This window comes from Flindersiella endophytica (genome assembly GCF_054779015.1).
On sequence record NZ_BAAGYY010000004.1, the window covers coordinates 104,623 to 128,124 of the forward strand.

General features: G+C 69.7%; 21 protein-coding genes. 12 read left to right on the forward strand and 9 right to left on the reverse strand.

The features are described from left to right. Nucleotides 1–517: 517 nt before the first annotated feature. The 3 genes from ACYVF6_RS02790 (at nt 518) to ACYVF6_RS02800 (ending at nt 3,906) form a co-directional block, all read left to right on the forward strand. Nucleotides 518–1,786: a GNAT family N-acetyltransferase gene (locus tag ACYVF6_RS02790; RefSeq protein WP_460515364.1), complete on the forward strand. Its 1,269-nt coding sequence runs from the start codon at nt 518–520 to the stop codon at nt 1,784–1,786. A 208-nt stretch (nt 1,787–1,994) separates the two neighbouring features. Further along, nucleotides 1,995–2,720, forward strand: coding sequence for a tyrosine-protein phosphatase (locus ACYVF6_RS02795; RefSeq protein ID WP_460515366.1), 726 nt, complete (start codon nt 1,995–1,997; stop codon nt 2,718–2,720). A 139-nt stretch (nt 2,721–2,859) separates the two neighbouring features. Next, complete coding sequence (locus ACYVF6_RS02800; protein WP_460515368.1) at nt 2,860–3,906, forward strand: GNAT family N-acetyltransferase; 1,047 nt, start codon at nt 2,860–2,862, stop codon at nt 3,904–3,906. 26 nt (nt 3,907–3,932) lie between these two features. On the opposite strand, the gene ACYVF6_RS02805 is transcribed toward ACYVF6_RS02800, so the two are convergent. Both ACYVF6_RS02805 and ACYVF6_RS02810 read right to left on the reverse strand, forming a co-directional pair. Then, nucleotides 3,933–4,436, reverse strand: coding sequence for a GNAT family N-acetyltransferase (locus ACYVF6_RS02805; protein WP_460515370.1), 504 nt, complete (start codon nt 4,434–4,436; stop codon nt 3,933–3,935). A gap of 10 nt (nt 4,437–4,446) precedes the next feature. Beyond that, nucleotides 4,447–5,358 (reverse strand): 1,4-dihydroxy-2-naphthoyl-CoA synthase, encoded by a 912-nt coding sequence (locus ACYVF6_RS02810; RefSeq protein ID WP_460515372.1) that lies wholly within the window; start codon nt 5,356–5,358, stop codon nt 4,447–4,449. Nucleotides 5,359–5,389: 31 nt separating this feature from the next. On the opposite strand from ACYVF6_RS02810, the gene ACYVF6_RS02815 reads away from it, so the two are divergent. Further along, nucleotides 5,390–6,001, forward strand: coding sequence for a nucleotidyltransferase domain-containing protein (locus tag ACYVF6_RS02815; protein WP_460515374.1), 612 nt, complete (start codon nt 5,390–5,392; stop codon nt 5,999–6,001). A 415-nt stretch (nt 6,002–6,416) separates the two neighbouring features. On the opposite strand, the gene ACYVF6_RS02820 is transcribed toward ACYVF6_RS02815, so the two are convergent. Then, nucleotides 6,417–7,199, reverse strand: a complete 783-nt coding sequence (locus ACYVF6_RS02820; RefSeq protein ID WP_460515376.1) for a TetR/AcrR family transcriptional regulator — start codon at nt 7,197–7,199, stop codon at nt 6,417–6,419. A 120-nt stretch (nt 7,200–7,319) separates the two neighbouring features. On the opposite strand from ACYVF6_RS02820, the gene ACYVF6_RS02825 reads away from it, so the two are divergent. The 5 genes from ACYVF6_RS02825 (at nt 7,320) to ACYVF6_RS02845 (ending at nt 11,669) form a co-directional block, all read left to right on the forward strand. Next, nucleotides 7,320–7,943 carry a dihydrofolate reductase family protein gene (locus tag ACYVF6_RS02825; protein WP_460515377.1) on the forward strand — a complete coding sequence of 208 codons (624 nt, stop codon included), beginning with the start codon at nt 7,320–7,322 and terminating at the stop codon, nt 7,941–7,943. 95 nt (nt 7,944–8,038) lie between these two features. Further along, nucleotides 8,039–8,383 (forward strand): hypothetical protein, encoded by a 345-nt coding sequence (locus ACYVF6_RS02830; protein ID WP_460515379.1) that lies wholly within the window; start codon nt 8,039–8,041, stop codon nt 8,381–8,383. 54 nt (nt 8,384–8,437) lie between these two features. After that, nucleotides 8,438–8,842: a hypothetical protein gene (locus ACYVF6_RS02835; protein WP_460515381.1), complete on the forward strand. Its 405-nt coding sequence runs from the start codon at nt 8,438–8,440 to the stop codon at nt 8,840–8,842. Nucleotides 8,843–9,096: 254 nt separating this feature from the next. Next, nucleotides 9,097–11,487: a protein translocase subunit SecD/SecF gene (secD, locus tag ACYVF6_RS02840; protein WP_460515384.1), complete on the forward strand. Its 2,391-nt coding sequence runs from the start codon at nt 9,097–9,099 to the stop codon at nt 11,485–11,487. Between the two features lie 32 nt (nt 11,488–11,519). Then, nucleotides 11,520–11,669, forward strand: a complete 150-nt coding sequence (locus ACYVF6_RS02845; protein WP_460515467.1) for a mycothiol transferase — start codon at nt 11,520–11,522, stop codon at nt 11,667–11,669. A gap of 34 nt (nt 11,670–11,703) precedes the next feature. On the opposite strand, the gene ACYVF6_RS02850 is transcribed toward ACYVF6_RS02845, so the two are convergent. Both ACYVF6_RS02850 and ACYVF6_RS02855 read right to left on the reverse strand, forming a co-directional pair. Next, nucleotides 11,704–12,681, reverse strand: coding sequence for an NADPH:quinone reductase (locus tag ACYVF6_RS02850; RefSeq protein WP_460515386.1), 978 nt, complete (start codon nt 12,679–12,681; stop codon nt 11,704–11,706). Beyond that, nucleotides 12,681–13,412 carry an SDR family oxidoreductase gene (locus ACYVF6_RS02855; RefSeq protein ID WP_460515388.1) on the reverse strand — a complete coding sequence of 244 codons (732 nt, stop codon included), beginning with the start codon at nt 13,410–13,412 and terminating at the stop codon, nt 12,681–12,683. Before ACYVF6_RS02855 ends, ACYVF6_RS02850 begins: the two co-directional genes overlap by 1 nt. A 126-nt stretch (nt 13,413–13,538) precedes the next feature. Here ACYVF6_RS02855 and ACYVF6_RS02860 point away from each other — a divergent pair, with 126 nt between their 5' ends. After that, nucleotides 13,539–14,447, forward strand: a complete 909-nt coding sequence (locus ACYVF6_RS02860) for an aldose 1-epimerase family protein (protein ID WP_460515390.1) — start codon at nt 13,539–13,541, stop codon at nt 14,445–14,447. Here ACYVF6_RS02860 and ACYVF6_RS02865 read toward each other — a convergent pair. Continuing rightward, nucleotides 14,431–15,993, reverse strand: a complete 1,563-nt coding sequence (locus ACYVF6_RS02865; RefSeq protein WP_460515392.1) for an alpha/beta hydrolase — start codon at nt 15,991–15,993, stop codon at nt 14,431–14,433. The two genes, ACYVF6_RS02860 and ACYVF6_RS02865, sit on opposite strands and share 17 nt — an antisense overlap. Before the next feature lie 177 nt (nt 15,994–16,170). Between ACYVF6_RS02865 and dnaN the strand changes: the two genes are divergently transcribed. Continuing rightward, complete coding sequence (dnaN, locus tag ACYVF6_RS02870; RefSeq protein WP_460515394.1) at nt 16,171–17,310, forward strand: DNA polymerase III subunit beta; 1,140 nt, start codon at nt 16,171–16,173, stop codon at nt 17,308–17,310. A gap of 315 nt (nt 17,311–17,625) precedes the next feature. Next, the gene (locus tag ACYVF6_RS02875; RefSeq protein WP_460515396.1) at nt 17,626–19,011 is read left to right on the forward strand and encodes a YibE/F family protein; all 1,386 of its coding nucleotides are present in this window, start codon (nt 17,626–17,628) and stop codon (nt 19,009–19,011) included. A 4-nt stretch (nt 19,012–19,015) separates the two neighbouring features. Here ACYVF6_RS02875 and ACYVF6_RS02880 read toward each other — a convergent pair whose 3' ends face one another. From ACYVF6_RS02880 to ACYVF6_RS02890, 3 genes are all read right to left on the reverse strand, one after another. Continuing rightward, nucleotides 19,016–20,977 carry an endo-beta-N-acetylglucosaminidase gene (locus ACYVF6_RS02880; RefSeq protein WP_460515398.1) on the reverse strand — a complete coding sequence of 654 codons (1,962 nt, stop codon included), beginning with the start codon at nt 20,975–20,977 and terminating at the stop codon, nt 19,016–19,018. 75 nt (nt 20,978–21,052) lie between these two features. After that, complete coding sequence (locus ACYVF6_RS02885; protein ID WP_460515400.1) at nt 21,053–21,835, reverse strand: hypothetical protein; 783 nt, start codon at nt 21,833–21,835, stop codon at nt 21,053–21,055. Nucleotides 21,836–22,003: 168 nt separating this feature from the next. After that, the gene (locus ACYVF6_RS02890) at nt 22,004–23,443 is read right to left on the reverse strand and encodes a glycoside hydrolase family 6 protein (protein ID WP_460515401.1); all 1,440 of its coding nucleotides are present in this window, start codon (nt 23,441–23,443) and stop codon (nt 22,004–22,006) included. Between the last annotated feature and the right edge of the window lie 59 nt (nt 23,444–23,502).

A 23,502-nucleotide genomic window follows, 5' to 3' on the forward strand; every position in this document is an offset into this window, starting at 1 on the left:
CATCCCACAAACGCCCGCCGCTGGCCTCGCCGGCGTCGCTCGACCAAGCCACCGACCCGAACGCCTCCACTCCCAACCCACCGGGAAGGAGCCCCGATGACCGCCCGACGTCTTCTTCCCATCGCCGACAGCTCCGTTCCTCTCCATGTCCGCCATCACGACCCGAGCCAGCCCCAACCGTCAGCCCTCGCGACGCCGTCCCGGACCCAGCACACCGACCGCCGCCGCGGGACGACCACCCACTACTCCTCCCACGCCATGTTCGCCCCCGCCCCCGCCACCGCGGCGCCAGCCCATCCCCGCAGTCGCCGCGTACCTGCCACCCGCCGCACTGCCCACCCGGCCGCATCACACCCACTCGCTTAGCCACCAATCCCGAAGGAACTGCGATGACCGACCGCCGACTCGCCATTCACCCCGCTGGCAGCGCCATCACCACCAGCGGCGCCGCCATCCGTCCGCCGTGCGGCTGCGTCGCACCCGCTCGGTTGGGCACCATCCCCGGAGAGGAGCTGCGGTGACGGATTGGCGGATCCTCGCGGGCGCGGCCAACCACTGCTCGTTCTTCGCCGCCTCCGCCTCCGCCACCGCGGCCGGCGGGAGCGCCGACTTCCGGCACGGCGGCGTCGTGGCCAAGGAGCCGGGCGGCAGTTTGATGGTCGGGTTCCCGGACGTTCCGGCCGGCGAGCTCGCCGCGTTCGCCGACGAGGTGGTCGGCCTTGCCCGACGGGAGCCTCGGCCGCACCAAGTCGGCTGGTGGACGCTCGACGAAGCAGCCGCCAAGACGATCGGTGCTCCACTGCTGGCCCGCGGCTTCCACTGGGGCTGGCGGCCCAACTGGATGGCACTCGATCCCGCCCACCTCACTGACCATCCCGTCCCATCCGGGTTGGAGGTCAAGCCGGCCGAATCCGGATTCGAGGCCTGGCTCGCCGGCAGCCGGGTCGGCCACGTGTCGTTCCACCAGTCCGACCACGACGGCCGGCCGATCGGCGGCATCTACGACATGGGCGTCGAGCCGGAGGCGCGCCGCCAAGGTGTCGGCACCGCGCTGACGGTCGCCGCCGGCCGGCACCTGGCCCGCGAGCTCGGCTGCCGGCTCGTGATGCTCAACGCGACCGGTCTCGGCCAGCCGGTCTACGCCCGCGCCGGTTTCGAGCACCTCGGCGAAGCCGGCCAGACCTGGTGGCTGCCGAAGCACAACCTCGACGCAGATCCACCAAGCCCAGCCGCCGTACGTTTCCTCGAAGCCCTGGGCACCGGCGACCTCGACGCAGCCGAATCCGCCCACCACGAAGAGGAGCGCGACCTCGACGCCATTCAACCCTGCGACCTCACCCCGCTCGGCATCGCGACCAGACTCGGACAGCCGCTCTCCGCGCGCTGGCTGGTCGATCACGGCGCCACCCTCGACGTCGCAGCCGCGTGGTTGCTCGGCTGGCGGGACGAGGCGGCCAAGCTGCTCGCCGAGAACCCCACCCTGGCCAGGCAACGCACCGGCAGCTGGCAGTTGTCACCGCTCCACGTTGCCGCGTATCGCGGGGACATCGAGTTCGCGCGAATGATTCTTGCCGCCGATCCCGATGCCTCGGCAACGGATTCCGTTCTGCATAAGGACCCTGTCGAATGGGCTCATCTGCATGGACACCCTGATGTCGGAAACCTGATCGCGGATTGGAGGTCCAGCAACGAAGGCTGGGCCCCGAATCGCCCTCCTGTTTCACGTTCGCAACACGAAAAGTTGGCGGCGGAAACACAACTACGGCAAGCTAGCGATTGTTCGTAGGGGAGGTTACGACATGGGTTTTCGGCAGGTACGCGACAAAGTACGCAAGCTGCACCTGACAGCGAAGGCAGAGCCAACGGAAAACTCCGTTCTCAAGGGCAGCGAGGCCGCACAGGTCTGGGCCCGCAGCCGACGCCGGCAGCTGATCCGTCCAGACTTCGGATCATCGTCACCGCGTCGTTGACATCGCTGGCTACGCTCGTCCTGCGTGACCTCTTACCTGCCGCGACATCTGGACTGGCCTGATTGTCTGAACGCCCGCGACCTTGGCGGCATGCCCGCTGGCGACGGCAAACGGATACGTGACGGAGCGCTGATCCGGTCCGACCGGCACAGCCGGTTGACCGATGTCGGTGTCGCAGCGGTGCAATCGCTCGGCATCTCCGCCATCGTCGACCTGCGTGCGGCCGACGAGTGTGCGGCGGAGCCGAGCCCGTTCGCGCGGGCGGAGCACTACCTCAACGTCGACTGGACCGACACCATCGCCGGCCTGTCGGCCACCGGGTCGCTCGCCGAGCTCTACTCCGCCCGGCTCGACCAGCACAGCGACAAGATCGCCCGGGCGATCGGCTTCATCGCCGACGCCCCGGCCGGCGGTGGCGCCGCCGTGCACTGCGCCGTCGGCAAGGACCGGACGGGCATCGTCATCGCGTTGCTGCTGGATCTCGTGGGTGTCGACCGGCACGTGATCGCGGCCGACTACGCCCACAGCTACGGCCGGATGGCCACCGCGTTCGACGCCGAGCTCGTCGCGATCTCCGACGAAGCCCGCCGCCGGCGGTCGCGGGAGCTGCAGGGGTCGGAGCCGGAGTCCATGCTGGGCATGCTCGACCATCTGGAACGCCGCTACGAGAACGCGGAGAAATACCTCCTCGCCAACGGCCTCACCCAGCAACAGCTCGCCGCCCTCACCCGGCGCCTGGTGGCCGACTGACCCACAAACCACTGCATAACAGGGCGCAGCCGCCTGCCGGAGCAAAGCCAACTCATATTCGCCTGGTTTCCTACTAGCAACACCGCGTGCTTTCGTACGAAACTCTGAGGGGCGACCGTTGGTGTGCAGGAGGTACCCAATGGCTTTGTGGCAAATCCGTACCAAGGTCCGCGACGAACCCGGCACACTCGCCAAACTGGCAACGGCTCTCGGCCGGCTCCGAGGCAACATCGTGTCGGTCGACATCCACCGCTGCGACGCCGAGCACGTCCACGACGACCTCTACATCGAGGTACCCGACCGGCTGGACGCCGAGGCCCTGCGCCAGTCGCTGCCCGGCGGGGACGAGACGCCGCGGCCGGACGAGATGCACGCTCGCGCCGCCCGCGTACAGGAGCTGGTCGACGGTCCCAGCCGGGCGCTCGACCTCACGACTCGCCTGATCAGCGACCCGACCGGCCTGCCCGGCCTGCTTTGCCAGCTGCTCAACGCCGACACCGCCGAGCTGTCGGGTCACCGACTGCCGGAGGACGGCCACCAGCTGGTAGTCGCCGTGCCCTGGCACCGCGGCTACGTCACGGTTCGCCGGGCGTGGGCACCGTTCACCCTCACCGAACGCGCCCGGGCCGAGCGTTTCGCCGCCGCGGCCGCTGCCGTCGAGAGCGAACGCGTCCGTGCCGGCACGCGAGCCGCCCTGGTCGACGGCACGGAGCTCCGGATCCGCCTCGGCACGCCGCACGACAGGGCCCAGGTCACCGAACTACTGGACCGCTGCAGCGCCGAGTCCCGCCGCATGCGGTTCATGGCGCCTGCCGACCGGTTGCCCGCCGGCTGGTTGGACGCCCTGGCCGCGCCGTCGGAAGGCTTCGCCGTCCTGGCGTTCACCGAGTCCGGCAAGCTGGTCGGCATGGCCCAGTGCGTGCCGTACGAGAAGCCTGCCTGCGGCGAGATCGCCCTGCTGGTCGAGGACGCCTGGCAACGGCACGGCATCGGAACCCTGCTGCTGCGCCAGGTGATCCGCCAAGCCCTCGCCACCGGCGTCGAGGAGCTGCTGGCCCTCAGCCTGCCCGAGAACAACGGGCCGGAACGCCTCTTCGCCCGCGTCGGCCTCCCCGGAATCACCCGCCAGGTCGACGGCATCCGCGAGCTTCGCGCCAAGCTCCGTACTCCCGCCCGGGCCACCTAGCGAAGGGGAGGCCGCGCGCCGCCAGTTCATCCCGCAGGATCCGGATCGCCTTGGGCCCGTGCGACCTTCCCGATCCCGGGCGGAAGCGCCGTCTCGGCGACCAGGCGCTTGTAGTAGCAGTGCGTGCCGGGCTGGTCGACGTACTTTCCGTACGGCTCGGTCTGCTCGTACCCACTGCTCTCGTACAGCCCGATCGCCTCCGGCTGCTTGTGCCCGGTCGCCAGGCGCAACGCCACGAACCCAGCCGCCAGCGCGAGGTCTTCCAGCTCCGCGAGCAACTTGCGTGCGAGGCCGCGGCCGCGGAAGTCCGGTGCGACGTACATCCGCTTGAGCTCGCCGATCCCCGCGTCGAAAGGCTGGATCGCGCCGCAGCCGACCGCCCGCCCCTCGACCGACAGGACGAGATAGCGGGCGCCTTCACGTACGTGCGATCGTCCCCCCGCGCCGTACTTCGCCACCAACTCCGCGAACGCGGCGTCCAGCAGCCCGGCCAGCTCCGGATCGGACTCGGCGCGCTCCTCGAACTTCACTGCGGGGCTCCTAGTAGTAGAAGGGGTACGCGGACCAGTCCGGCTCGCGCTTCTGCAGGAACGCGTCCCGGCCCTCGGCCGCCTCGTCGGTCATGTAGGCCAGCCGGGTCGCCTCGCCGGCGAACAGTTGCTGGCCGACCAGCCCGTCGTCGACGAGGTTGAAGGCGTACTTCAGCATGCGGATAGCCGTCGGGCTCTTGCCGTTGATCTCGCGCGCCCACTCCAGTGCAGTCTGCTCCAGTTCGGCGTGTGGGACGACGGCGTTGACCATGCCCATCCGGTGTGCGTCCTCCGCCGAGTACGTGGCTCCGCGGAAGAAGATCTCGCGCGCGAACTTCTGCCCCGTCTGGCGGGCGAGATACGCCGAGCCGAACCCGCCGTCGAAGCTCGCGACGTCGGCATCGGTCTGCTTGAACCGCGCGTGCTCGCGGCTGGCCAGCGTAAGGTCGCAGACCACATGCAGGCTGTGCCCGCCGCCGGCCGCCCAACCGGGTACGACGCAGATCACGACCTTCGGCATGAAGCGGATCAGCCGCTGGCACTCCAGGACGTGCAGCCGCGCCAGCTTGGCCTGGTCAACGGTGTCGGCGGTGACGCCCTCGGCGTACTGGTAACCCGCCTTGCCCCGGATCCGCTGGTCGCCGCCCGAGCAGAACGCCCATCCTCCGTCCTTCGGCGACGGCCCGTTGCCGGTGAGCAGCACACACCCGACATCGGCGGAGGTCCGGGCGTGTTCGAGCGCCCGATACAACTCGTCGACCGTGTGCGGCCGGAACGCGTTACGCACCTCCGGCCGATCGAACGCGATGCGTACGGTCCCGTGGCCGGACACCCGCTCGACCGACCGGTGGTAGGTGATCTCGCTGAACGCGAAACCCTCGACCGGCTCCCAGGCATGCTCGTCGAACAGTTCCGAAACCATGGGCCTTCCCTCCGTGACAAGATCGTGGCTTGTGGACGACGCCGAATTCTTTCACTGGTACGGACCGTGGGCGTCGCTGTCTCCACCCGACGCCGCTGCACTGATGTTCGGCCTCCCCGTCCCCTGGTGGATCGTCGGCGGCTGGGCCATCGAAGCGTTCACCGGGGTAGCGCGGGAGCACGAGGACGTGGATATCGCTTTCCGCACGGGTGACCTGCCGGCAGTGCTCGATCATCTGCTGGCCGGCTACTGCGTCTGGTCCAACCACGGGGGCACCCTGCGTCCTCTGCGCGAGCCGGGTGAACTGCTGGAGGGGTGCGAGCAGCTGTGGCTGCGTAGGGATAGCCAGTCGCCTTGGCTGGCCGACCTGCTGCTGACACCGCACGAGGATGACCTGTGGATCTCCAAGCGCGACCCCCGGATCCGACGACCGCTGTCAGAGGCTGTCTTCACCGCTGCGGACGGGATCCCCTACCTCCGGCCGGAGATCGTGCTGCACATGAAGGCCAAGCAAGCGCGGGAGAAGGACACCGCCGACTTCGAGGCGGCGCTGCCTCTCCTCGACGAACCGGCCCGCCACTGGCTGCGAGAAGCATTGGAGCTCGCGAACCCGCAAGTCGAGTGGCTGAAGCGCCTGTCCTGATACCGAGTCCCATTTGGTACTTAGTCCCATTTGGTACCCAGTCCCAACCTGCCACGGTGTCTCAACTGGTACCGGGTCCCAAAAGGTACTGAGATCCATTTGGGACCGAGTACCACTTGGTATCGAGTACCAACTGGTACCGCGTACCGATTGGGACCCAGTACCAATTGGGACTGAGTACCAGCCCACGCTGCGCGTCGGAGGTGGCGGGGGTTGCGAGTGGCGCGGTGGGGTCTCAGGCACGGAGTGGCGGGTGCGGCAGTGGCGGGTGCGGCAGTGGCGGGTGCGGCAGTGGCGGGTGCGGCAGTGGCGGGAGGCGCATCGGGCGTAGCGGCGAGCCGGATGGCGGGCCGGATACCGCAACCCACGCTTCTCCTCGTCGCAGGTGATGGTGGTGCCTTGAGTCTTTGCCCTCTCACGGCGCGGGGGCGTCGTTGTTGGCCGCAGGCCCGCTGGCTCGTTGGTTGATCAGGAGTTCCAGCCCGTCCAGGATGCGCGCGAGCCCGAACTCGAACCCGTTGTGTTCCGGTTCGCGGACGCTGGCGGCGAGTTCGGTCAGTGCCGGAAACTGCTCCTCGTACTTGCTGCGGAGACCATCAAGAGTCCCCCGCTGAGGCAAGCCCAGCGTCCACGGCAGCACCCCATACGCCGTCATCGCCTGGGTGGCGCGCAGGTGGGCGCTGACCAGAAACACAGAGTCGAGTTGTTCGTGCGGGGACAGGCCGAGGCCCACGAGCGTCGCCGTGCCGGCCTCGACCCAGGCGACCTCGTTCGGGCCCATGACGCGGTCGTCGGTCACTGGCCGGGCTGCTCCCGGGCTGACCTGCCACTCGCTCACGTGCGGGAGCCACGGGTGACGTTTCCACGCCTCCCGGATCAACCGCGCCCACCGCCCCAGCCGGACGCGCCAGCCGTCGGCCAACGGGCCGAGGTCCGGTGGGTCGCCGATGGCGAGGTCGGTCATCACCGCCAGCAGTTCGGCCTTGCTGCGGACGTAGCGGTACAGGGAGTTCTTGGTGTAGTTGAGCTCCCCCGAGACCCGCTGCATCGAGATCGCGGCGAGGCCCTCGCGGTCAGCGATCGCCACCCCGACTTCGGCGATCTGGCGTACCGACATCGCGCGCTTCGGCCCGCGGGTGGGTAGTTCCCGCAGGCCCCACAGCAGGTCCAGCATGCCAAGGTCCTCCGACGCCGCCATGCGCCAACTCCACCACCTGTCGCATTTCTCCTCTTGCACCCCTCAGCTTACTGTGCCTATCGTACACTGTGCCTCGCGCACACAGTTACCGAGCGGACAACTATCCAGGAGAGACGCGAGATGACCACCACAGACAGCGGCATAGTGACCTGCGAGCTCACGATCACCGCCGACGGATACGCCGCCGGACTCAACCAGACCGAGGAACGCCCTTTCGGTGAGGACGGCGGCGACGGCTGGGGCGACAAGCTGCACGCCTGGTACAGCGAGGGTCCCGAGAAGCACCCGGATGAGTTCGCCAAGATGATGACGGCCAAGGCGTTCATCATGGGGCGCAACATGTTCGGCCCGGTGCGCGGTGAGTGGGACCGGCAGTGGAAGGGCTGGTGGGGCGACAATCCGCCCTACCACGGCCCGGTCTTCGTGCTCACCCACTACGCGCGCGACCCCCAGCCGATGGAGGGCGGCACCACTTTCTACTTCGTCACCGACGGAATCGATGCCGCGATGAAACGCGCACGCGAAGCGGTCGGTGACGGGGGCATCTCCATCCACGGCGGCGCGGCCACCGTCAACCAGTACCTCGCGGCCGGCCTGATCGACGAGCTCCGCCTGCACATCGTGCCGATGACGCTCGGCGGCGGCTCCCGGCTGTTCGAGGGCGTCCCGCCGCTGCAGCTGGAGCAGGTGTCGGCGCGCGCCGCGAGCACGGTCACCCACGTGACCTACCGCGTCCTGCGCTGAAACGAGAAGACGACGACTACCGCGGAACGCGGCGCCGCGGTAGTCGTACCTGCCACGGAAAGGAACGCGGACGGCCGCCCGTTCGTACCCCCGTCATGGCCGTTGTCCTCACCATCGCCGGCATCGTGGCGTGTGCGCTGGTCGCACTGCCGCTGCTCGGGCGCTGGCTGGAGAAGTCCCGCCCGGACTCGACCGCGGCCCAGGCGATGGGCGCGGGTTTCCAGCCGCTCGAGTCGGTGTTCAATCCGGGCCGCCAGCACCAGCAGGACTACCTCGAGCACGAGGCGCAGGCGCCGGCCCGCCAGACCAACGGAGCGCCGCCGAGAGTGCGGTACGACCCGAACGCCGGGATCGTGATCGCGAACGAGGCCAAGGACAGGCCCGCCGAGCTGCCGTACACTGGCCCGACCACCGAACGTACCGGCCCGGAAACGCGATAGCGCCAGCTCCGGGCCGCAACCACAGCTAGGCAGCCGACCGCCCGGAGGACCACGATGCGCGCGAGCAAGGCCGCGCTGCTGTGGGTCCTCAGCGTCGCTGCGGTTCTGCTCACGCCGCTGGCCGGCGCTCCCGCACCGGCGGCGGCCGCCACGTTCGCCCACCGTACGGGCGCGAGCTCGACCATCTCCCTCGCCGGGCAGCACGCGACCCGGCACGGGCCGGCCTCGAGCCCGAGTTCGGGCGTACCCGACTCGCAGCCCGCGAACATCACGGCCAAGCTGGTCGTCTCCGGTGGTCCGTCCTCCTCCACGCCGCACGGCGACAGCCCGCCGCACTCGGTTGCCGGGCCGGCCGCACTACGCAACGGCCAGGCGAGCGCACACCTCACCGGCCCGCGCGCCGGCGTCGATCCGGGCGCGCGCCCAGGGCGTTCCCCGCCCGCGACGCACCGCGCCTGACGGCCCGCCGGACGAGCGCGAGCCCAGCCCCGAGCCTGGAGCCTGACCTCGGCCCGAGCCCGAGTCCGAGCCCAAGCTGCCGGCTCGGGGCTGGGCTCACCTCGCCCACGCCGGCCGGCCACCTGAGCCACCGCCGCTGATCCATCACACCGGCACACGGCCCGGCAGAAACGGCAAGCAGCCCAGCCCACGCAGGCGCACACGGTTCCGCATCCGATCCGCACCCCGGCAAAGTCCTGCCTACGGAGGCACCGTTGTCGTCGCGTTCCCGATCGTTCGACCGCTCGCCGGCTCCGTCGTCCGGCAAGTCGCGCGCACCGCTCTACCGCGCGCTGTTCACCTTCGCCGTCCTCGCCGGCGCCCTCGCCCTCGCTCTCCTCATCCCCGCCAGGCTCGGCCTCGACCTACGCGGCGGTACGCAGATCGTGCTGGAGACCAAGGACAGCTCGACCACCAAGGCCAACGCGGAGTCGACCGACCGCGCGATCCAGGTACTCCAGCGCCGCGTCGACGCGCTCGGCGTCGCGGAGGCGTCGATGACGCGCTCCGGCGAGAACCGGATCATCGTCGAGCTGCCCGACGTCCAGGATCCGCGTGAAGCGGTCGAGGTCATCGGCAAGACCGCCCAGCTCACGTTCCATCCCGTTCTCGGCGTCCCGACGCAGCCGAACGAGAAGCCCCAGAACAAGGACGAGAAGATCCTCCCGGACGAGGGCGGCCAGCCGGTCAGAATCGGCGCCCCGGCCATGACTGGCGAGCAGGTCTCCGACGCGTCCGGCGTCACTGATCCCAGCCAGGGCACCGGCTGGTTCGTCACGATCGACTTCCGCGGCAGTGGCGGCAACACCTGGCAGTCGCTCACCGGCAAGGCCGCCTGCGCTCAGCCCGGCGATCCCACCCGCCGCGTCGCGATCGTGCTGGACAACAAGGTGATTTCGTCGCCGCAGGTCGACCAGAGCGTCGCGTGCAACACCGGCATCTCCGGCGGCAGCACCCAGATCACGGGCAACTTCACCCAGGCTTCCGCGCAGGAGCTCGCCGTCCTGATCAAGGGCGGCGCGCTGCCCGTGCCGGTCGAGGTCATCTCGCAGAGCACGGTCGGTCCGACGCTCGGCGAGAACGCCATCGAGGCCAGCGCCAAGGCGGCCATCATCGGCCTCGCGCTGACCGCGCTGTTCATCACGTTCATCTACCGCGTCGTCGGCCTGCTCGCGACGATCGCGCTCGGCTGCTACGCACTGCTGTCGTACGCGATGCTGGTCGGCCTGTCGGCGACGCTGACGCTGCCCGGCCTCGCCGGCTTCGTCCTCGCGATCGGTATGGCGATCGACGCCAACGTGCTGGTGTTCGAACGAGCACGGGAGGAGTACGCCGCCAGGCCCCAAGCAGGCTTGAGATCCGCGCTCGACCGCGGCGCCAAGGGGGCGTGGTCGGCGATCCTCGACACCAACGTCACAACGCTGCTCGCCGCCGGGCTGATGTTCTTCCTGGCTTCGGGTCCCGTCCGCGGCTTCGGTGTCACGGTGACGGTCGGTGTACTGGCGTCGATGATCTCCGCGCTGGTCATCGCCCGGGTGTTCGCCGAATGGGCCGTACGCCGCAACTTCATCCAGAAGCGGCCGAAGCTCTCCGGCCTCGGCCAACTCGGCCGGGTGCGTGAGTGGCTGACCAAGCGCAACATCAACCTGATGGGCAGGCGCAAGCTCTGGTTGGCGATCTCGGCGGCGATGCTCGTCGTGGCAATCGCGGGCATCGCCGTACGCGGGATGAACTTCGGCCTGGAGTTCACCGGCGGCCGGCTCGTGGAGTACTCCACGGCGAAGACCGTGGACGTCAACGAGGCAAGGGAAGTCGTCGCCGACGCGGGCTTCCCGCAGGCGATCGTGCAGACCGCCGAGGACGACAAGCTGTCGATCCGTACCAGCAAGATGACCAACGCTCAGGAAGCCGAACTCCGCGGCGACCTGGCGGAGATCGGCGGCAAGGTCACCAAGGAACGCGACGAGCTGATCGGACCGAGCCTGGGCAACGAGCTGCGACTCAAGGCCGGGATCGCGCTCGCCATCGCGCTCGCGGCCCAGATGCTCTATCTGGCGATCCGGTTCCGCTGGACGTTCGGCCTGGCGGCGATGCTGACGATGTTCCACGACATCGTGATCGTGACAGGCCTGTTCGCCTGGCTCGGCAAGCCGATCGACGGTGTGTTCCTGGCGGCCGCACTGACGATCATCGGCCGTTCTGTGAATGACATCGTGGTCATCTTCGACCGGGTACGCGAGCTCTGGTCGGCGAACCCGAAGGCGCCGTTCGCCTCGAACGCCAACCTCGCCGTCCTGCAGACCGTGCCGCGTACGGTCAACACAGGCATGGGCGCGATGTTCATCCTGGCGGCGCTCACGGTGCTCGGCGGCGACTCGCTGACCGACTTCGCGCTGGCACTGCTGGTGGGCCTGCTGGTCGGTACGTTCTCGTCCGGCCTGGTCGCGCCGCCGATCGCGGGGCTGCTGCAGGAACGCTGGCCGTCCAACCCGCCGAAGGTGAAGTCCAAGCTGCCCGGCGGAACGCCGGCGTCACAGGCCCAGGCCCGCCGCCGCGAAAAGGTCCGGCGCCGCGCCGGCCGCGAAGACTCCGGAGCGGTCGTCTAGCGCCACCCGAGACCGCACGAGCGTGCGCGGACCTGTCGACGCGCGCCGCGGTCGCCAGCGGCGGTGAGCCGGAGAAGGTCTCGCTGCGCTGCATCATCGTCCACATGATCGAGGAGACGGCACGGCACGCCGGGCAGGCCGACATCATCCGCGAGCAGATCGACGGCGCGACCGACCTCTGACGGCCAGTCGGCCAGACCGTCAGGCCGCATCCGGTCAGGGGACCAGCACGACCCGGCCGCGGGTGCCGTTTTCCACCATGCGGTGCGCCTCGACCGCTTCCGAAAACGGCAGAACCTTCGCGATCCGGGTTTCCAGTGCGTCATCGGACAGCAGCCCGTTGATCGTCTGGGCGGCTGCGGCGAGCTCCGCGACCGTCGCGGTGCTCATGACGAATCCCAGTAGGCGTAGCGTTTTGAGGTAGAACGGCCACAAGGTCAACTCCGCCGGTGCGCCCCGTCCGGCAACCACTACGATGGCCCCACGATCGGCCGCGAGCTCAACGGCGAGTTCGAGGTCGATCCTTCCCGAGGTGTCGAACCACACGTTCACACCCGATGGCGCTTCGGCCGACAATGCCTTACGCAGATCCGCGTCGCGGTAGTCCACGACAGCCGAGGCTCCGTGCGACTCGCACCACGCCGAGTCCTCCGAACGCGCGAGCGCTATCACCCGCGCTCCGTGCGCCGAGGCCAGCCGCGAGACGCAGCCGCCGATGTTTCCGGACGCCCCGCCGACCACCACCGAGTCGCCGGGTCCGACGCCGCCGGCATGCCGGATCAGCCCCAGATACGCAGTGGCCGCCGGGTGGAAGACCGCGACCGTACGCACCGGGTCAAGCCCGTCCGGCAGGCGGTAGAGCCGGTCCGAAGGAACCACCACGAGCTCCGACGTCGCGCCCTGCCGGCCGGCGTAGCCGAGGGAGTTGCACCACACTCGCGTGCCCACGGCGAACGATGAACGCGCCGCCTCGCCTCGGGCGACCACCACGCCGACCAGATCCCGCCCGATCACGAACGGGAAGCCGGGCAGCGGCGTGCGCCACTGCCCGGAACGGACGTAGGTGTCGACCGAGTTCACGGCAACCGCCTCGACCCGCACCAGCACCTCGTCGGCGGCCGGCAGTGGGTCGGGCAGTTCGCCGACCCGGATCTCGTCGGGTGTGCCGAGCCGGGAGATGTAGGCCGCCCGCATTACGGAAGCCCACCGCCCGCCGCGATGTTCTGCCCGGTCACCCATCCGCCGTCCGGGCCGACCAGGAACGCGACCACCGCGGCCACGTCGGCCGGCTGCCCCAGACGTCCGAGAGGTACGAACGCAGGCACCTGCTCCAGCGCCTCCGGCGGGTTGGACGAACGCAGCAGGTCGGTGTCGGTCGCGCCCGGCGATACGGTGTTTACAGTGATCCCGCGCGGACCCAGCTCGCGCGACGCCACCCGGGTGAACTGCTCGACGGCGCCCTTGCTGCCTTGGTACAAGGAGTTGTTCGGCGCCGGCAAGACAGTGTTGACGCTGGACAGGTTGACGATCCGGCCGCCGTCCAGCAGCCGGCGAGCTGCTTCCTGCAGCGCGAAGAACGTGCCCTTGGCGTTGGCGCTCATCACGCGGTCGTATTCTTCCTCCGTCACGTCGACGATGCTCATGGGCGTGCCCATCGCCGCGTTGTTGACCACGATGTCGAGGCTGCCGACCAGGCTCTCGGCCGTCGCGAACAGCGCGCGCACCTCGTCGAGGTTGCCGAGATCCGCCTTCACCGCATGGGCTTCGCCGCCGGCCGCACGGACCGCCTCGACGACCTCGTCGGCGGCTTCCTTGTTGCTGACGTAGCTGAACACCACGCGTGCACCATCGGCGGCCAGACGTTCGACGATCGCCCGGCCGATGCCGCGCGATCCCCCGGTCACTACCGCCGTCTTGCTGGCCAACTCAGGCAATCTGACCTCCACTGGACCGACTCTTTACCGTGTCGCGATTCGGATCTATTTGGAACCTACCCCCGCACGGGGCAAGATTCATACCGCCAACCGAGCACCAACGACGAGGAGGCACCCGTGCAGCCAAGCGGGCAGCAGTACCCGATCGGGGGCGACGGCTATCGCGCCGTCATCACCGAGGTCGGCGCGACCCTGCGGACGCTGACCCACGGTGAACGCGACCTCGTCGTGGGGTTCGCGGCCGACGAGATCCGGCCGGCCTACCGCGGCGCGGTGCTCGCACCGTGGCCCAACCGGATCGCCGACGGCTCGTACGACTTCGACGGGCAGCGCCTGCAGGTTCCGGTCAACGAGATCGCACGCAACAACGCGCTGCACGGGCTCGTCGTCTGGTCCAGCTGGACGTGCGCCCGCCACGAGCCGGCGGCCGTCGAGCTGACCTACCGGCTGCATCCGCAGGACGGCTATCCGTTCCTGCTCGATCTCTCGGCGACCTACTCCGTCGGCGCCGACGGGCTGCGGTGCGAGTTCACCGCGGTCAACTCCGGCGACGCCAACGCGCCCTACGGTTTCGCGCCGCATCCGTACGTCGTCGCGGGCGCCGGCCGGGTCGACGACTGGACGCTCGACCTGCCGGCCGAACGCTACCTCGACGTGACCCCGGATCGCCTGCTGCCCAAGGGATTGGAAGACGTCGCGGGCACGCCGTTCGACTTCCGCGAGCCGCGCGCGATCGGCGACACGTTCATCGACCACGCGTTCACCGGCTTCGCATCCGACGCCAACGGCGGGACGCGGGCGCGGCTCACCACGGCCGACGGCAGCGGTGTCGAGGTGCGGTGGAGCGCCGCGTGCCCGTGGGCGCAGATCCACACCGCCGACCGCGCCGAGCCGGAGCTCAGCCGGATCGGCCTCGCGGTCGAGCCGATGACGTGCCCGCCCGACGCGTTCAACTCAGGTGTCGACCTGGTCGTCCTCGCGCCGGGCGAGCAGCACACCGCTGCGTGGACTATCGCAGCCGTCTGACCAGCTCCTTCCGTACGGCCGGGTTCGCCTTGCTGGACAGGGCGTTTCGCTCTGCTCCGCAGAACCGGTCGTGCGTCGGCATGATCCCGTCGACCAGGTACGCCGTCGTGAGGTCGTTGGCGCAGGCGTTGGGCGTGACGATGTAGACGCCGTGCCCGGCTTGGTTGACCGACACCAGTTTCGAGCGCTTCGCGAAGTCCTTACGCAACAGGACAGCGCCGGGGTACACCGTCGCCGGGTCGCGGAAGTTCTGCAGGATAAGGACGTTTCGCGGCCCACGGTCGTTGACGCTGACCGTCGGCTCCAGCTGACCGAACGGCCACGCCTGGCATCCCCACATGTTCGCCATCATCGCGCCGAACAACGGGTAACGGCGACGATCCACCGCGACGTCCCTCTGATACGTCGCGACGGACGTCGGCCAGGCGGCGTCGCCGCACAACACCGACATGGCGAGCGTGGGGCTGCTGTCGGCCGGTGGTTCGGCCAGGCCCGTACGTTCGAACGCCCGCTTGGCGGCAGCGGGATTCTGGGCGTCGAGATCCCGCAGTCCTTCGGCGAGGACCGGATAGGCGGCCGCCTCGTAGATGGCCGAGAACACCTGCCAGCGTACGAAAGTGCCGAACAACGGATCCGGGCTGTCGTCTGCCTCGGCGAACAGCTCGAGCGTCTTGTCGTAGACCTGCTGACGAGTCGCACCGAGGTGATACGTGCTGTCGCGCTCGGCGGCCCACTTCGCGAAGTCGATGTAGGCCAGCTCACCGCCGAGCCCGAAGTTGCGGAACTCCGTGTGCCAGACCCAGTCCGGCCCGACCGTGCTGTCGAGAACGATGCGATCGCTGCGCTCGGGGAACAACGAGGTGTAGACCGTTCCGAGGTAGGTTCCGTAGGAGTAGCCGAGGTAGGAGATCTTCCTTTCTCCCAACGCGATCCGGATCCGATCCAGGTCGCGCGCGGTGTTCTCCGTGTTGAAGTACCTCAGCCGGCCGTCGGGGTAGGCGTCCGCGCACTTCTGCATCAGCCCATGCACGACGGGAGCGCGAGCGGCGACGTCGGCGGAGTTCTTCGGGTACGTCGGCTGGAGCAGGTTGACCTGATCCGGCGTGAATCCACAGCTCACCGGCGAGCTGTACCGGACGCCGCGCGGGTCGAAACCGATCACGTCGTAGCTGTCGAGGACGCTTTGCGGCATACCTGCCTCGGCCAGCAGTACCGGCAGCTCGAGACCAGGGCCGCCCGGGCCGCCGGGGTTGAGCAGGAGTACGCCGCGACGCTTGGCCGGGTTCGTACTCGCCAGCCGCGAGACCGCGACCTCGATGCGCTCGCCGGCCGGCCGGCGATAGTCCAGCGGAACGCTGACCGTCCCGCACTCGAGCCGGGCGGCCGACGGAAGGTCTGACGTTGGGGATCCGAAGTCCGGACACTGCCCCCACTCGACGGCCGTCGCTCTGGCGTTCGCCGTGGCCGGCGAGGCGGCCAGCCCGGTTGCCAGGACCGACAACGCGGCCGCCGCTGCGACGGCCGTGAGGCGTATTCGTCGATGCATTGGTTTCCCTCCCAGGACGGGCGGCTCCAGTGCCGCCCGCTATCGAACCTAGGCGCGGTGGGGAGGTGGTGGCCTCCTACGACGGAACGATTCGAGGCTGTCGGTGGACGCGTCTAAGCTCGGGTTTCCCCGTAGGGGGACGGAGCCTGCAGGGACCCAGTGGGAGGAGTCGGGGCGATGAGGTTTACGACGGAGAGTGAGCCGCTCGGTAAGGCCGCGGCATTCGCGGCACGGCATGCGAGCGGCTCGACGCCTCTGCCCGCGCTGGCCGGCCTGCGGATCAGCGCATCCGGCGACGGAGTGCGGCTGGCCGGCTACGACTACGAAGCGGGGTCGACGGTCGACCTGACGGTGCCGATCGACGAGCCGGGCGAGATCCTGGTGCCGGGTCGCGTGTTCGCCGAGGTGTTGCAGTCGCTGCCAGGTGGGGCGGTCGAGCTGTCTGCTTCGGGCTCGGTGGTGGAGATCCGGGCGGGCGGGATCGAGTTCGGCCTGCCGACGCTGCCGCTGGAGGACTACCCGACCCTGCCGTCCGCGCCGGCCGCGCTCGGCCAGGTGAGGGCCGAACCGTTCGCGACGGCTGCCGCCCAGCTGGCCAAGGCCGCGATGCGCGACGACACCCTGCCGGTGCTGGCGGGTGCCCTGTTCGAGTTCGAGGCGTCGCGGCTCAACCTCTCGGCGTCCGACCGCTATCGGATCGCGCTGGTGGAGCTGCCCTGGAGCAGGTCCGCCGGCTTGGGCGGTGACCTGCCGGAGCGCGCGATCGTGCCGGCGAAGCTGCTGGCCGACACGGCGAAAGGGCTCGACCACAAGGGCGAGCTGTCGATCGGCGTACGCACGGGGACGGAGTCCCTGCTCAGCTTGTCCGACTCCCAGCGCACCACGACGATGCGCCTGGTCGACGGCAAATACCCCGACCTGCGCGCGATGGTGCCGACCACCTTCATCGGCGCGGTGACAGTGGCGGTGGACGACCTGCGGGCGGCGTTGCGGCGCGTCTGCATCGTCGCCGACCGCTACTCCGCGGTAGTCCTGACCATCACCGACGGCGAACTGGTCGTCGGCGCCGCGGGCGACGTCGACACCCGCGGCCGCGAACGCCTGTCCTGTACCCTCGAAGGCGACGGCACGACGACCGCCTTCAACGCCGGCTACCTCCTCGACGGCCTCGACGCGGTGGGAACCACCTGGGCACGGCTTCGCTTCCACGAGGGCATCCGCGCCGCGCTACTGACCGGCCGCAAGTCGGTGGAGGAAGACGCAGAGGACGAGCCCGGCTTCCGCTACGTCGTGCTGCCGCGCCGCCTGCCTGGCTGAGCTGCCGGGCTGGCCACGCCTGGCACGCCCACGTGATCGCCATCATCGCGCCGAACAACGGACAGCGGCGGTCCACCTCGACGTCCCTCCGGTACCTCGTCACGGAGGTCGGCCAGGCGGCGTCGCCGCACAGGATCGCCACGGCAAGCGTGGGCCCGCCGTCGGCCGGCGGATCGCCCAGGTCGGACTGCCCGGCTGAGCTGTCCCGCTGAGCCACCCCGGCCGGACAGCCCGGCTGGACAGCCCCCGCTGGACAGCCCGCAGCCGGCGGATGGCTCACGGTGCCGGGCCAGCCACGCCCGCTAGGGTTCCCACGTGGCGAACAGCACCGGGCCCGGGCGGCATCTCGACCCGCCGCCGCACGGCCGCGCGAGCGGATCGCAGGGTGGCCATGCCCACGTTGGGCACTCGCATGGTGGGCCGGTCGACGACTCGCCGCAGGCGCGGGCCACCCGCCGGCGGGCGATGGGGTTGTTGCTCGCCGTCGTGGTGCCGTTGGCGCTCGCCACGGTCGTCGGTGTGGTCGCGCTGTGGCCGCGCGGGGACAGTCCGGCGGACAAGCGGCTCGACACGTCGTACTTCGCACCCGGCGGTACGTTGCTCCGGGCCAAGGCCGAGAAACTCACGACGTTCCCGTGTTCGAGCGCGGAGGACCCCGGACAGGGCGCGGTCCAGTGCGTCCGCGCCACCATCCAGCCTCCGGGCGGCGGCAAGCCGGTGCAGGTCGACCTTCCGCCGAACATCAACCGCGCGGGTGTGCAGGTCGGCGACGAGCTGGTGCTGCTGCACCTCAAGGTCGGCGACGAGCAGGCCGACTACTACGCGTTCGTCGACTTCGTCCGGGGAGCGCCGATGGGGCTGCTCGCCGTCGTGTACGCGGTCGTCGTCATCGCGGTCGCCCGCCTCAGAGGCCTGCGAGCCCTGATCGGGCTCGGGTTCGCCTACGTCATCCTCGCCACGTTCATGCTCCCCGGCCTGCTCGAAGGCGAATCGCCCTTGTTCGTCGGGCTTTGCGGATCGTCCGCCATCATGTTCGTCGTCCTCTACCTCGCGCACGGGTTCTCCGCGCGCACCACGACCGCCTTGCTGGGCACGCTTTTCGGCCTGATCGTCACCGCGGTGGTCGGGATCTGGGCGACCGGTGCCACCCAGCTCACCGGCCTCAGCAGTGAGGACGGCATGACGTTGCTGTCGAGCACCGAAGGCCTCAACATGTCGCACATCGTGCTGTGCGGCATCATCATCGCCGGTCTCGGTGTGCTCAACGACGTCACGATCACGCAGGCCTCGGCCGTCTGGGAGCTGCACGAGCTCTCCCCCACGCTGCCCGCTCGCCGCCTGTTCGCGGGCGCGATGCGGATCGGGCGGGATCACATCGCGTCGACGGTCTACACGATCGCGTTCGCCTATGCCGGCGCCGCGTTGCCGATCCTGCTGCTGATCTCGCTGTACGAGCGGCCGATCCTGACCGCGCTCACGAGCGGCGAGCTCGCCGAAGAAGTCGTACGTACGCTCGTCGGCTCGATCGGCCTGGTGCTCGCCATCCCGATCACCACCGCGGTGGCTGTCGCCGTGGTCAAGGCCGTCGCACCGACCGGACCGGCCGGGCAACCCGCGCCATCCGCACCGACCGCGGCGCCCGGCACGCGGCGAAACCTCGGCGACCGGATCCAGCAGCACCTACGGCAGCCGCCGCGATAGGGAGCTACAGCCCGACCGCTCCAGCCTCGCCACGCCGCTGGTCCAGCCCGACCGGCACGACCTCGATCCGCTTGGCGCCGGACGGGATTCCCGAAGCCCAGAAGGCGGTTCCGGTCGTCGTACCCAGCCAGGTACGAACGCCGTCCGGCGACACCGCCTCCACGTCGTACCGGAGTACGCGAGACCGCGACGCCGCCCAGGTCACCCGCGCCCCACTGCCGTCGGACGACCAGACGGCCCGGACCCGCGACGGTGCAGACGGCGCCGGTCCGGCCGAGGAAGAGTCCAGCAGCGCGAGCCGCCCGAGCCGTACGTCGAGCGCCGGGTTCGCGCCGGTGAAGCGGACGCCGATGCTCGTCAGCGTGCGCCCCGCATGCCGGTCCAGCGCGGCCGTTCGCGTCGTCCACTCGCCGCCGCCACTGCCCAGCGGCACCACGACATCCTGCGCGGGCGAGTCGGCGAAGCGCAGCACGAGCTGCGCCGGCGCCTGCCCGCGCACCGTCAGCTCGACGCGGCTCGAACGCGTGAGCTTCACCCGCGTCGCGTACAGCGGGATCGTCGTCGCCTGGTCGAGGTTGCCGCTGATCCGCAGCGACGAGCCGCCGCGGAACGCGGACGCGTAGTCGTACCCAACCGACAGGGCCGCGCCCCGCACGATCCAGCGCCAGGTCGGCAGGACGTCCTGTGCCGACAGGTTGTTCCACTCGCCCTGCTGCCAGGTCGAGCCGTTGTACGCCCATGACGTGCCGCGGCCGGTGTTGAAGTTCGTGACGAACGGCATCCGGGTCACCGCCGTACTCTCGGCCACCTTCGCCGAGACGCCCCGCCAGCCGTCGCCGTCTGCGGTCGACGCGCTCGGGTCGTTGTCGGATCCGACCCAGAACCGGCTCTCCCTGGCGGCGAACTGGCTCTTGTCGTCGGTGCCGGTGAGCGTGAAGTCCGGCCGGTACAACGCGAGCGAGATCCCTGACTCCGAACCGGAGCCCGGGAACAACGTGTCCAGATAGGGCTGTACGGCGAACTGACGCCATCCCACGTCGACGCCCGCGTGCAGGTCGGCCGGCGAGCGTCCGAGCGACTGCGCGAGCGCCGCCGAACTGGCCAGCCTCGACGTGTTCCAGCCGTAGTTGAGGAACATCAGGTCGGAGACGTTGAAGAAGTCGTCGTTCAGCGAGTTGAGCTGGTTCTGCCAGGCGATCTCGCCGGACTCGATCATCGAGTCGTACCACAGCACCTGCTGGCCCCTGGCCTTCAACTCGGCCAGGAACGCCTTCATGTCGGCGGCGAGCGCGGCGTCGGCGCCTTCGGTCTCCTGGTTGATGAACCAGCCCTCGAAGCCGTAGTAGCGCGCGATCTGCGCGAGCTTCTCGGCGGCGGGGAAGTGTCCCCTGGCGTCCTTGACCAGCAGCTCGCGCACCCACTGCAGTTGCCCGCCGTACACCTCGGGCGGAAGGAACACCGTGCCCAGCACCGGCACGCCGTTACGGTGCGCGGCGTCGGTGACCGTTGGGTTCGGCGCGAGGATCAGGCCCTCGCCGGCCGAGCCGCCCCAGAACACGAGCGTGTCGAGGTACGGCCAGAACTCGGACGTGTAGTAGTCGAACTCCGCCGACCCCTGTGACGGGTTGCCGTCGGTGTTGGCGAAGACGGACAGCGCCATCACGCGGCGGTGCCTGGCGTCGGAGTTGGCGGTGGTCAGCTGATCGACCAAGCGCGGTGCCAGCGGCGTCGTCGAGCGGTTGAACGCGGCGTCGGGGTCGGTGCCGGGGCTCCAGGTGAGCAGGTCGGCAGGGAACCAGTTCGGCACGTACGGCTGACCCGGGCCGGTCTGCCGGGAGGCGGTCTGGTCGCCGGTCTGTTCGGTGGCAGACCACGCGCCGGGGGCGGCGCCCAGCGCCAGCAAACCGACGACGAGCAGGGCGGCACCAACGATCCGAACTCGCAAGGAACGTACGCGCGCGATCATGTCCACAGCCTCGCACCGGCGCGCCGCACCTGCGCGGAAACGCAGGTGCCCGGCCGATCGCGGACACCCTCCGCTCTACGCGGGCGCGAGTGCCAGCCGCCCTCGCGACATCGCCCACCACGCCTGCAGGCAGACCATCGCTTCGAAGCCCTGGTGGAGTAACGCACGGTGGAAGTCGGGATCGAGCCCACGCCGCGGCCACGTGCGTACGAGGCCGAAGAACGCGGTCACCGCTTCGAGCCCGGCGGTGTCGAGCACCGGATCGAGCGCCTCGAGATCGCTGGCCCAGACCCGGAACGGGGTGCCAGTCAGCAGAACGCCCGCGGAGTAGGCCGACTTGCGCAGCACCGCGCCGATTCCGCGTACGACCAGATCGAGCCGGTCGTCCGTACGGTCGATGATGACGGCGGTCCAGCGCCGCAGCTCGGCCTCGACGTCGGACAGGGCGCAGGACGCGGACTTCAGCAGCTCCTGCTCGGTGATCTCGCCGAGGAACGCGGGCGGTTCGCCGTAGAGCAGGCGATAACTGCCCGGCGGCAGATCGCGGCCGCTGGCCGGGTCGCCGAACGGGCGGAAGTTCACCTGGAATTCACTGAACCCGTGCGCCGACGGCTTCAGATCGCCGATCCGCTCCCGAAACGCCAGCGCGAGGTCCAGCCGCGGCGGACCGTCCGGCCCCTGAAGTGCCTCGATCGCGAGGAAAACGCGAACATCGAGGTCGGAGTAGCCCGGCACGAAGTCGTCCTTCAGCACCGAACCAGTAACCAGCACACACGACAACCACGGCGCGAACACCTCGCGCGCGGCCAACTCGATGCGCCGAAGCGGCTCAGTCGCCTCCGGCCTCACTCCGTGCACGTTGTTCCTGCCTCCGGTCGCCGATGACCATCTACATACCCATTTCGAGGGCAACGGCAGGGGAGGTTACCCGAGGCGCCCGATCGCCTACGCCAACCCCACCCGGCGTGTCCGTGACTACCAGGTGACATCTGCGGGCAGTGTCCGTCAGCCTCCACCCGAAGTGGCTCAGTTGCCGTCGATCAGGTGGATGGCGAGGGCGGGGTCGAACTGGCCGGCGGGAACGTCGGGGGCGATGCCGCACGGGCCGTCGGAGTCGCCGGGGACTTTGAGCCAGAGCAGCAGTTCGGCACCGCCGCCTACCTGGCTGGGCGTGCCGAGCTTGCGGCCCGGCGGGTTGCACCACTCGCCGTTGGAGCCGTTGCCGTTGCGGCTGGTGTCGACGACGTACGGCACGGTGTAGCCGTAGCGCGCGGACAGCCGTGCGTTCACCCGGTCGGAGTAGGCCGCCGAGTCCGCCGTCGTGTGGTAGTTGGAGACGTTGATCGAGAAGCCGTGGACGTTACGCAGCCCCGCCGCCTCCAGACGCTGGGCCATCGTGTCGTCGGCGATCCAGGTGGCGTTGCCGGCGTCGAGGTAGGCCCAGGTGTTCGGGGCACGGTCGCGGAACTGCTCACTGGCGTACACGATCATGTCGGTCCGGATCTGGCGTTCGGTGTCGTTCGGGAGGCAGTCGAGCTGGGGCAGGGCGTCCGGCTCGATGACCACGACGGCCGGGCGGTCGCCGATCGCGGAGGCGAAGGCCGAGATCCAGGTGCGGTACGCCTCCGGGCTGCCCGCACCGCCACCGGAGTGGCCGTTGCAGTCGCGGCCCGGGATGTTGTACGCAACGAGGAGCGGCAGCTTGTCGGCCTGGTCCGCCGCGCCCACGAAGCCGGACACCGCGGCCGAAATGTCGCCGCTCCAGTTGCCGAACCACCGGGCCATCGGTTTGCTCGCGATCGCACTCTGGATCCGCGCGGCCCGGGCGTCGCCGCCGTTGGAGCGGACCCAGTTGGCGGGGTTGGAGTCCGGGTCGACGTAGAAGCCGCTGGTCAGCTCGATCGGGTTGCCGGCGGCCGGTGCGCTGTCGGCGACCAGCGAGACGTTGTCGAGGAAGAACGTGTACCCCGGACCGCCGCCCAGCTGGAAGGTCAGCTCGCCGTTGGAGGTCGCCAGCCCGGAGGTGAACGTGAAGCTGAAGTGCCGGCTCGCCGTGCCGAGCGCGAGCGACTGGCTGGTCGCGTGCGTGTACGGCGAAGCGCCGAGCTGCACGGTCGTCACCGCGGTCGCGGCCGCGCTCGCCGAAGCGTCGAACGAGAGGGTGTACTCACGGCCTGACTGCAACGTGAACGGCTTCTGCGACAGCATCGCGTCCCATGGGTTCGCCGTGCCTGCCGGCACCGAGACCCGGAGCCGCCCGGCGTCGACGCTCAGCGCCTGGCCGGTCGGGCTGGTCCACGACTGCGTGCCGTTGTCGAAGCCGCCGTTGGCCAGCAACTCCACCGCGGCAGCCGGCGCGGCCGGCACACCGGCCGACTGCTCGGCAGGCTGCGCCGCGAAGGCCGAGGTCGTCAGCGTCGGAACGAGCACGGCCACCGCGAAGGCACCGACCAGGCGTTTCCGCATGAGCACTCCATCCAGTTCCGGGCGCGGACAGAATCTGGGAGCGATCCCAAACGCGGACC

Bases quoted from the DNA above. Each gene is read 5' to 3' on its own strand.
- ACYVF6_RS02800 (WP_460515368.1), top strand. From the start codon at position 2,860: ATGGCTTTGTGGCAAATCCGTACCAAGGTCCGCGACGAACCCGGCACA.
- ACYVF6_RS02810 (WP_460515372.1), bottom strand. From the start codon at position 5,358: ATGGTTTCGGAACTGTTCGACGAGCATGCCTGGGAGCCGGTCGAGGGT.
- ACYVF6_RS02820 (WP_460515376.1), bottom strand. From the start codon at position 7,199: ATGGCGGCGTCGGAGGACCTTGGCATGCTGGACCTGCTGTGGGGCCTG.
- ACYVF6_RS02825 (WP_460515377.1), top strand. From the start codon at position 7,320: ATGACCACCACAGACAGCGGCATAGTGACCTGCGAGCTCACGATCACC.
- ACYVF6_RS02830 (WP_460515379.1), top strand. From the start codon at position 8,039: ATGGCCGTTGTCCTCACCATCGCCGGCATCGTGGCGTGTGCGCTGGTC.
- ACYVF6_RS02835 (WP_460515381.1), top strand. From the start codon at position 8,438: ATGCGCGCGAGCAAGGCCGCGCTGCTGTGGGTCCTCAGCGTCGCTGCG.
- ACYVF6_RS02850 (WP_460515386.1), bottom strand. From the start codon at position 12,681: ATGCGGGCGGCCTACATCTCCCGGCTCGGCACACCCGACGAGATCCGG.
- ACYVF6_RS02865 (WP_460515392.1), bottom strand. From the start codon at position 15,993: ATGCATCGACGAATACGCCTCACGGCCGTCGCAGCGGCGGCCGCGTTG.
- dnaN (WP_460515394.1), top strand. From the start codon at position 16,171: ATGAGGTTTACGACGGAGAGTGAGCCGCTCGGTAAGGCCGCGGCATTC.
- ACYVF6_RS02880 (WP_460515398.1), bottom strand. From the start codon at position 20,977: ATGATCGCGCGCGTACGTTCCTTGCGAGTTCGGATCGTTGGTGCCGCC.
- ACYVF6_RS02890 (WP_460515401.1), bottom strand. From the start codon at position 23,443: ATGCGGAAACGCCTGGTCGGTGCCTTCGCGGTGGCCGTGCTCGTTCCG.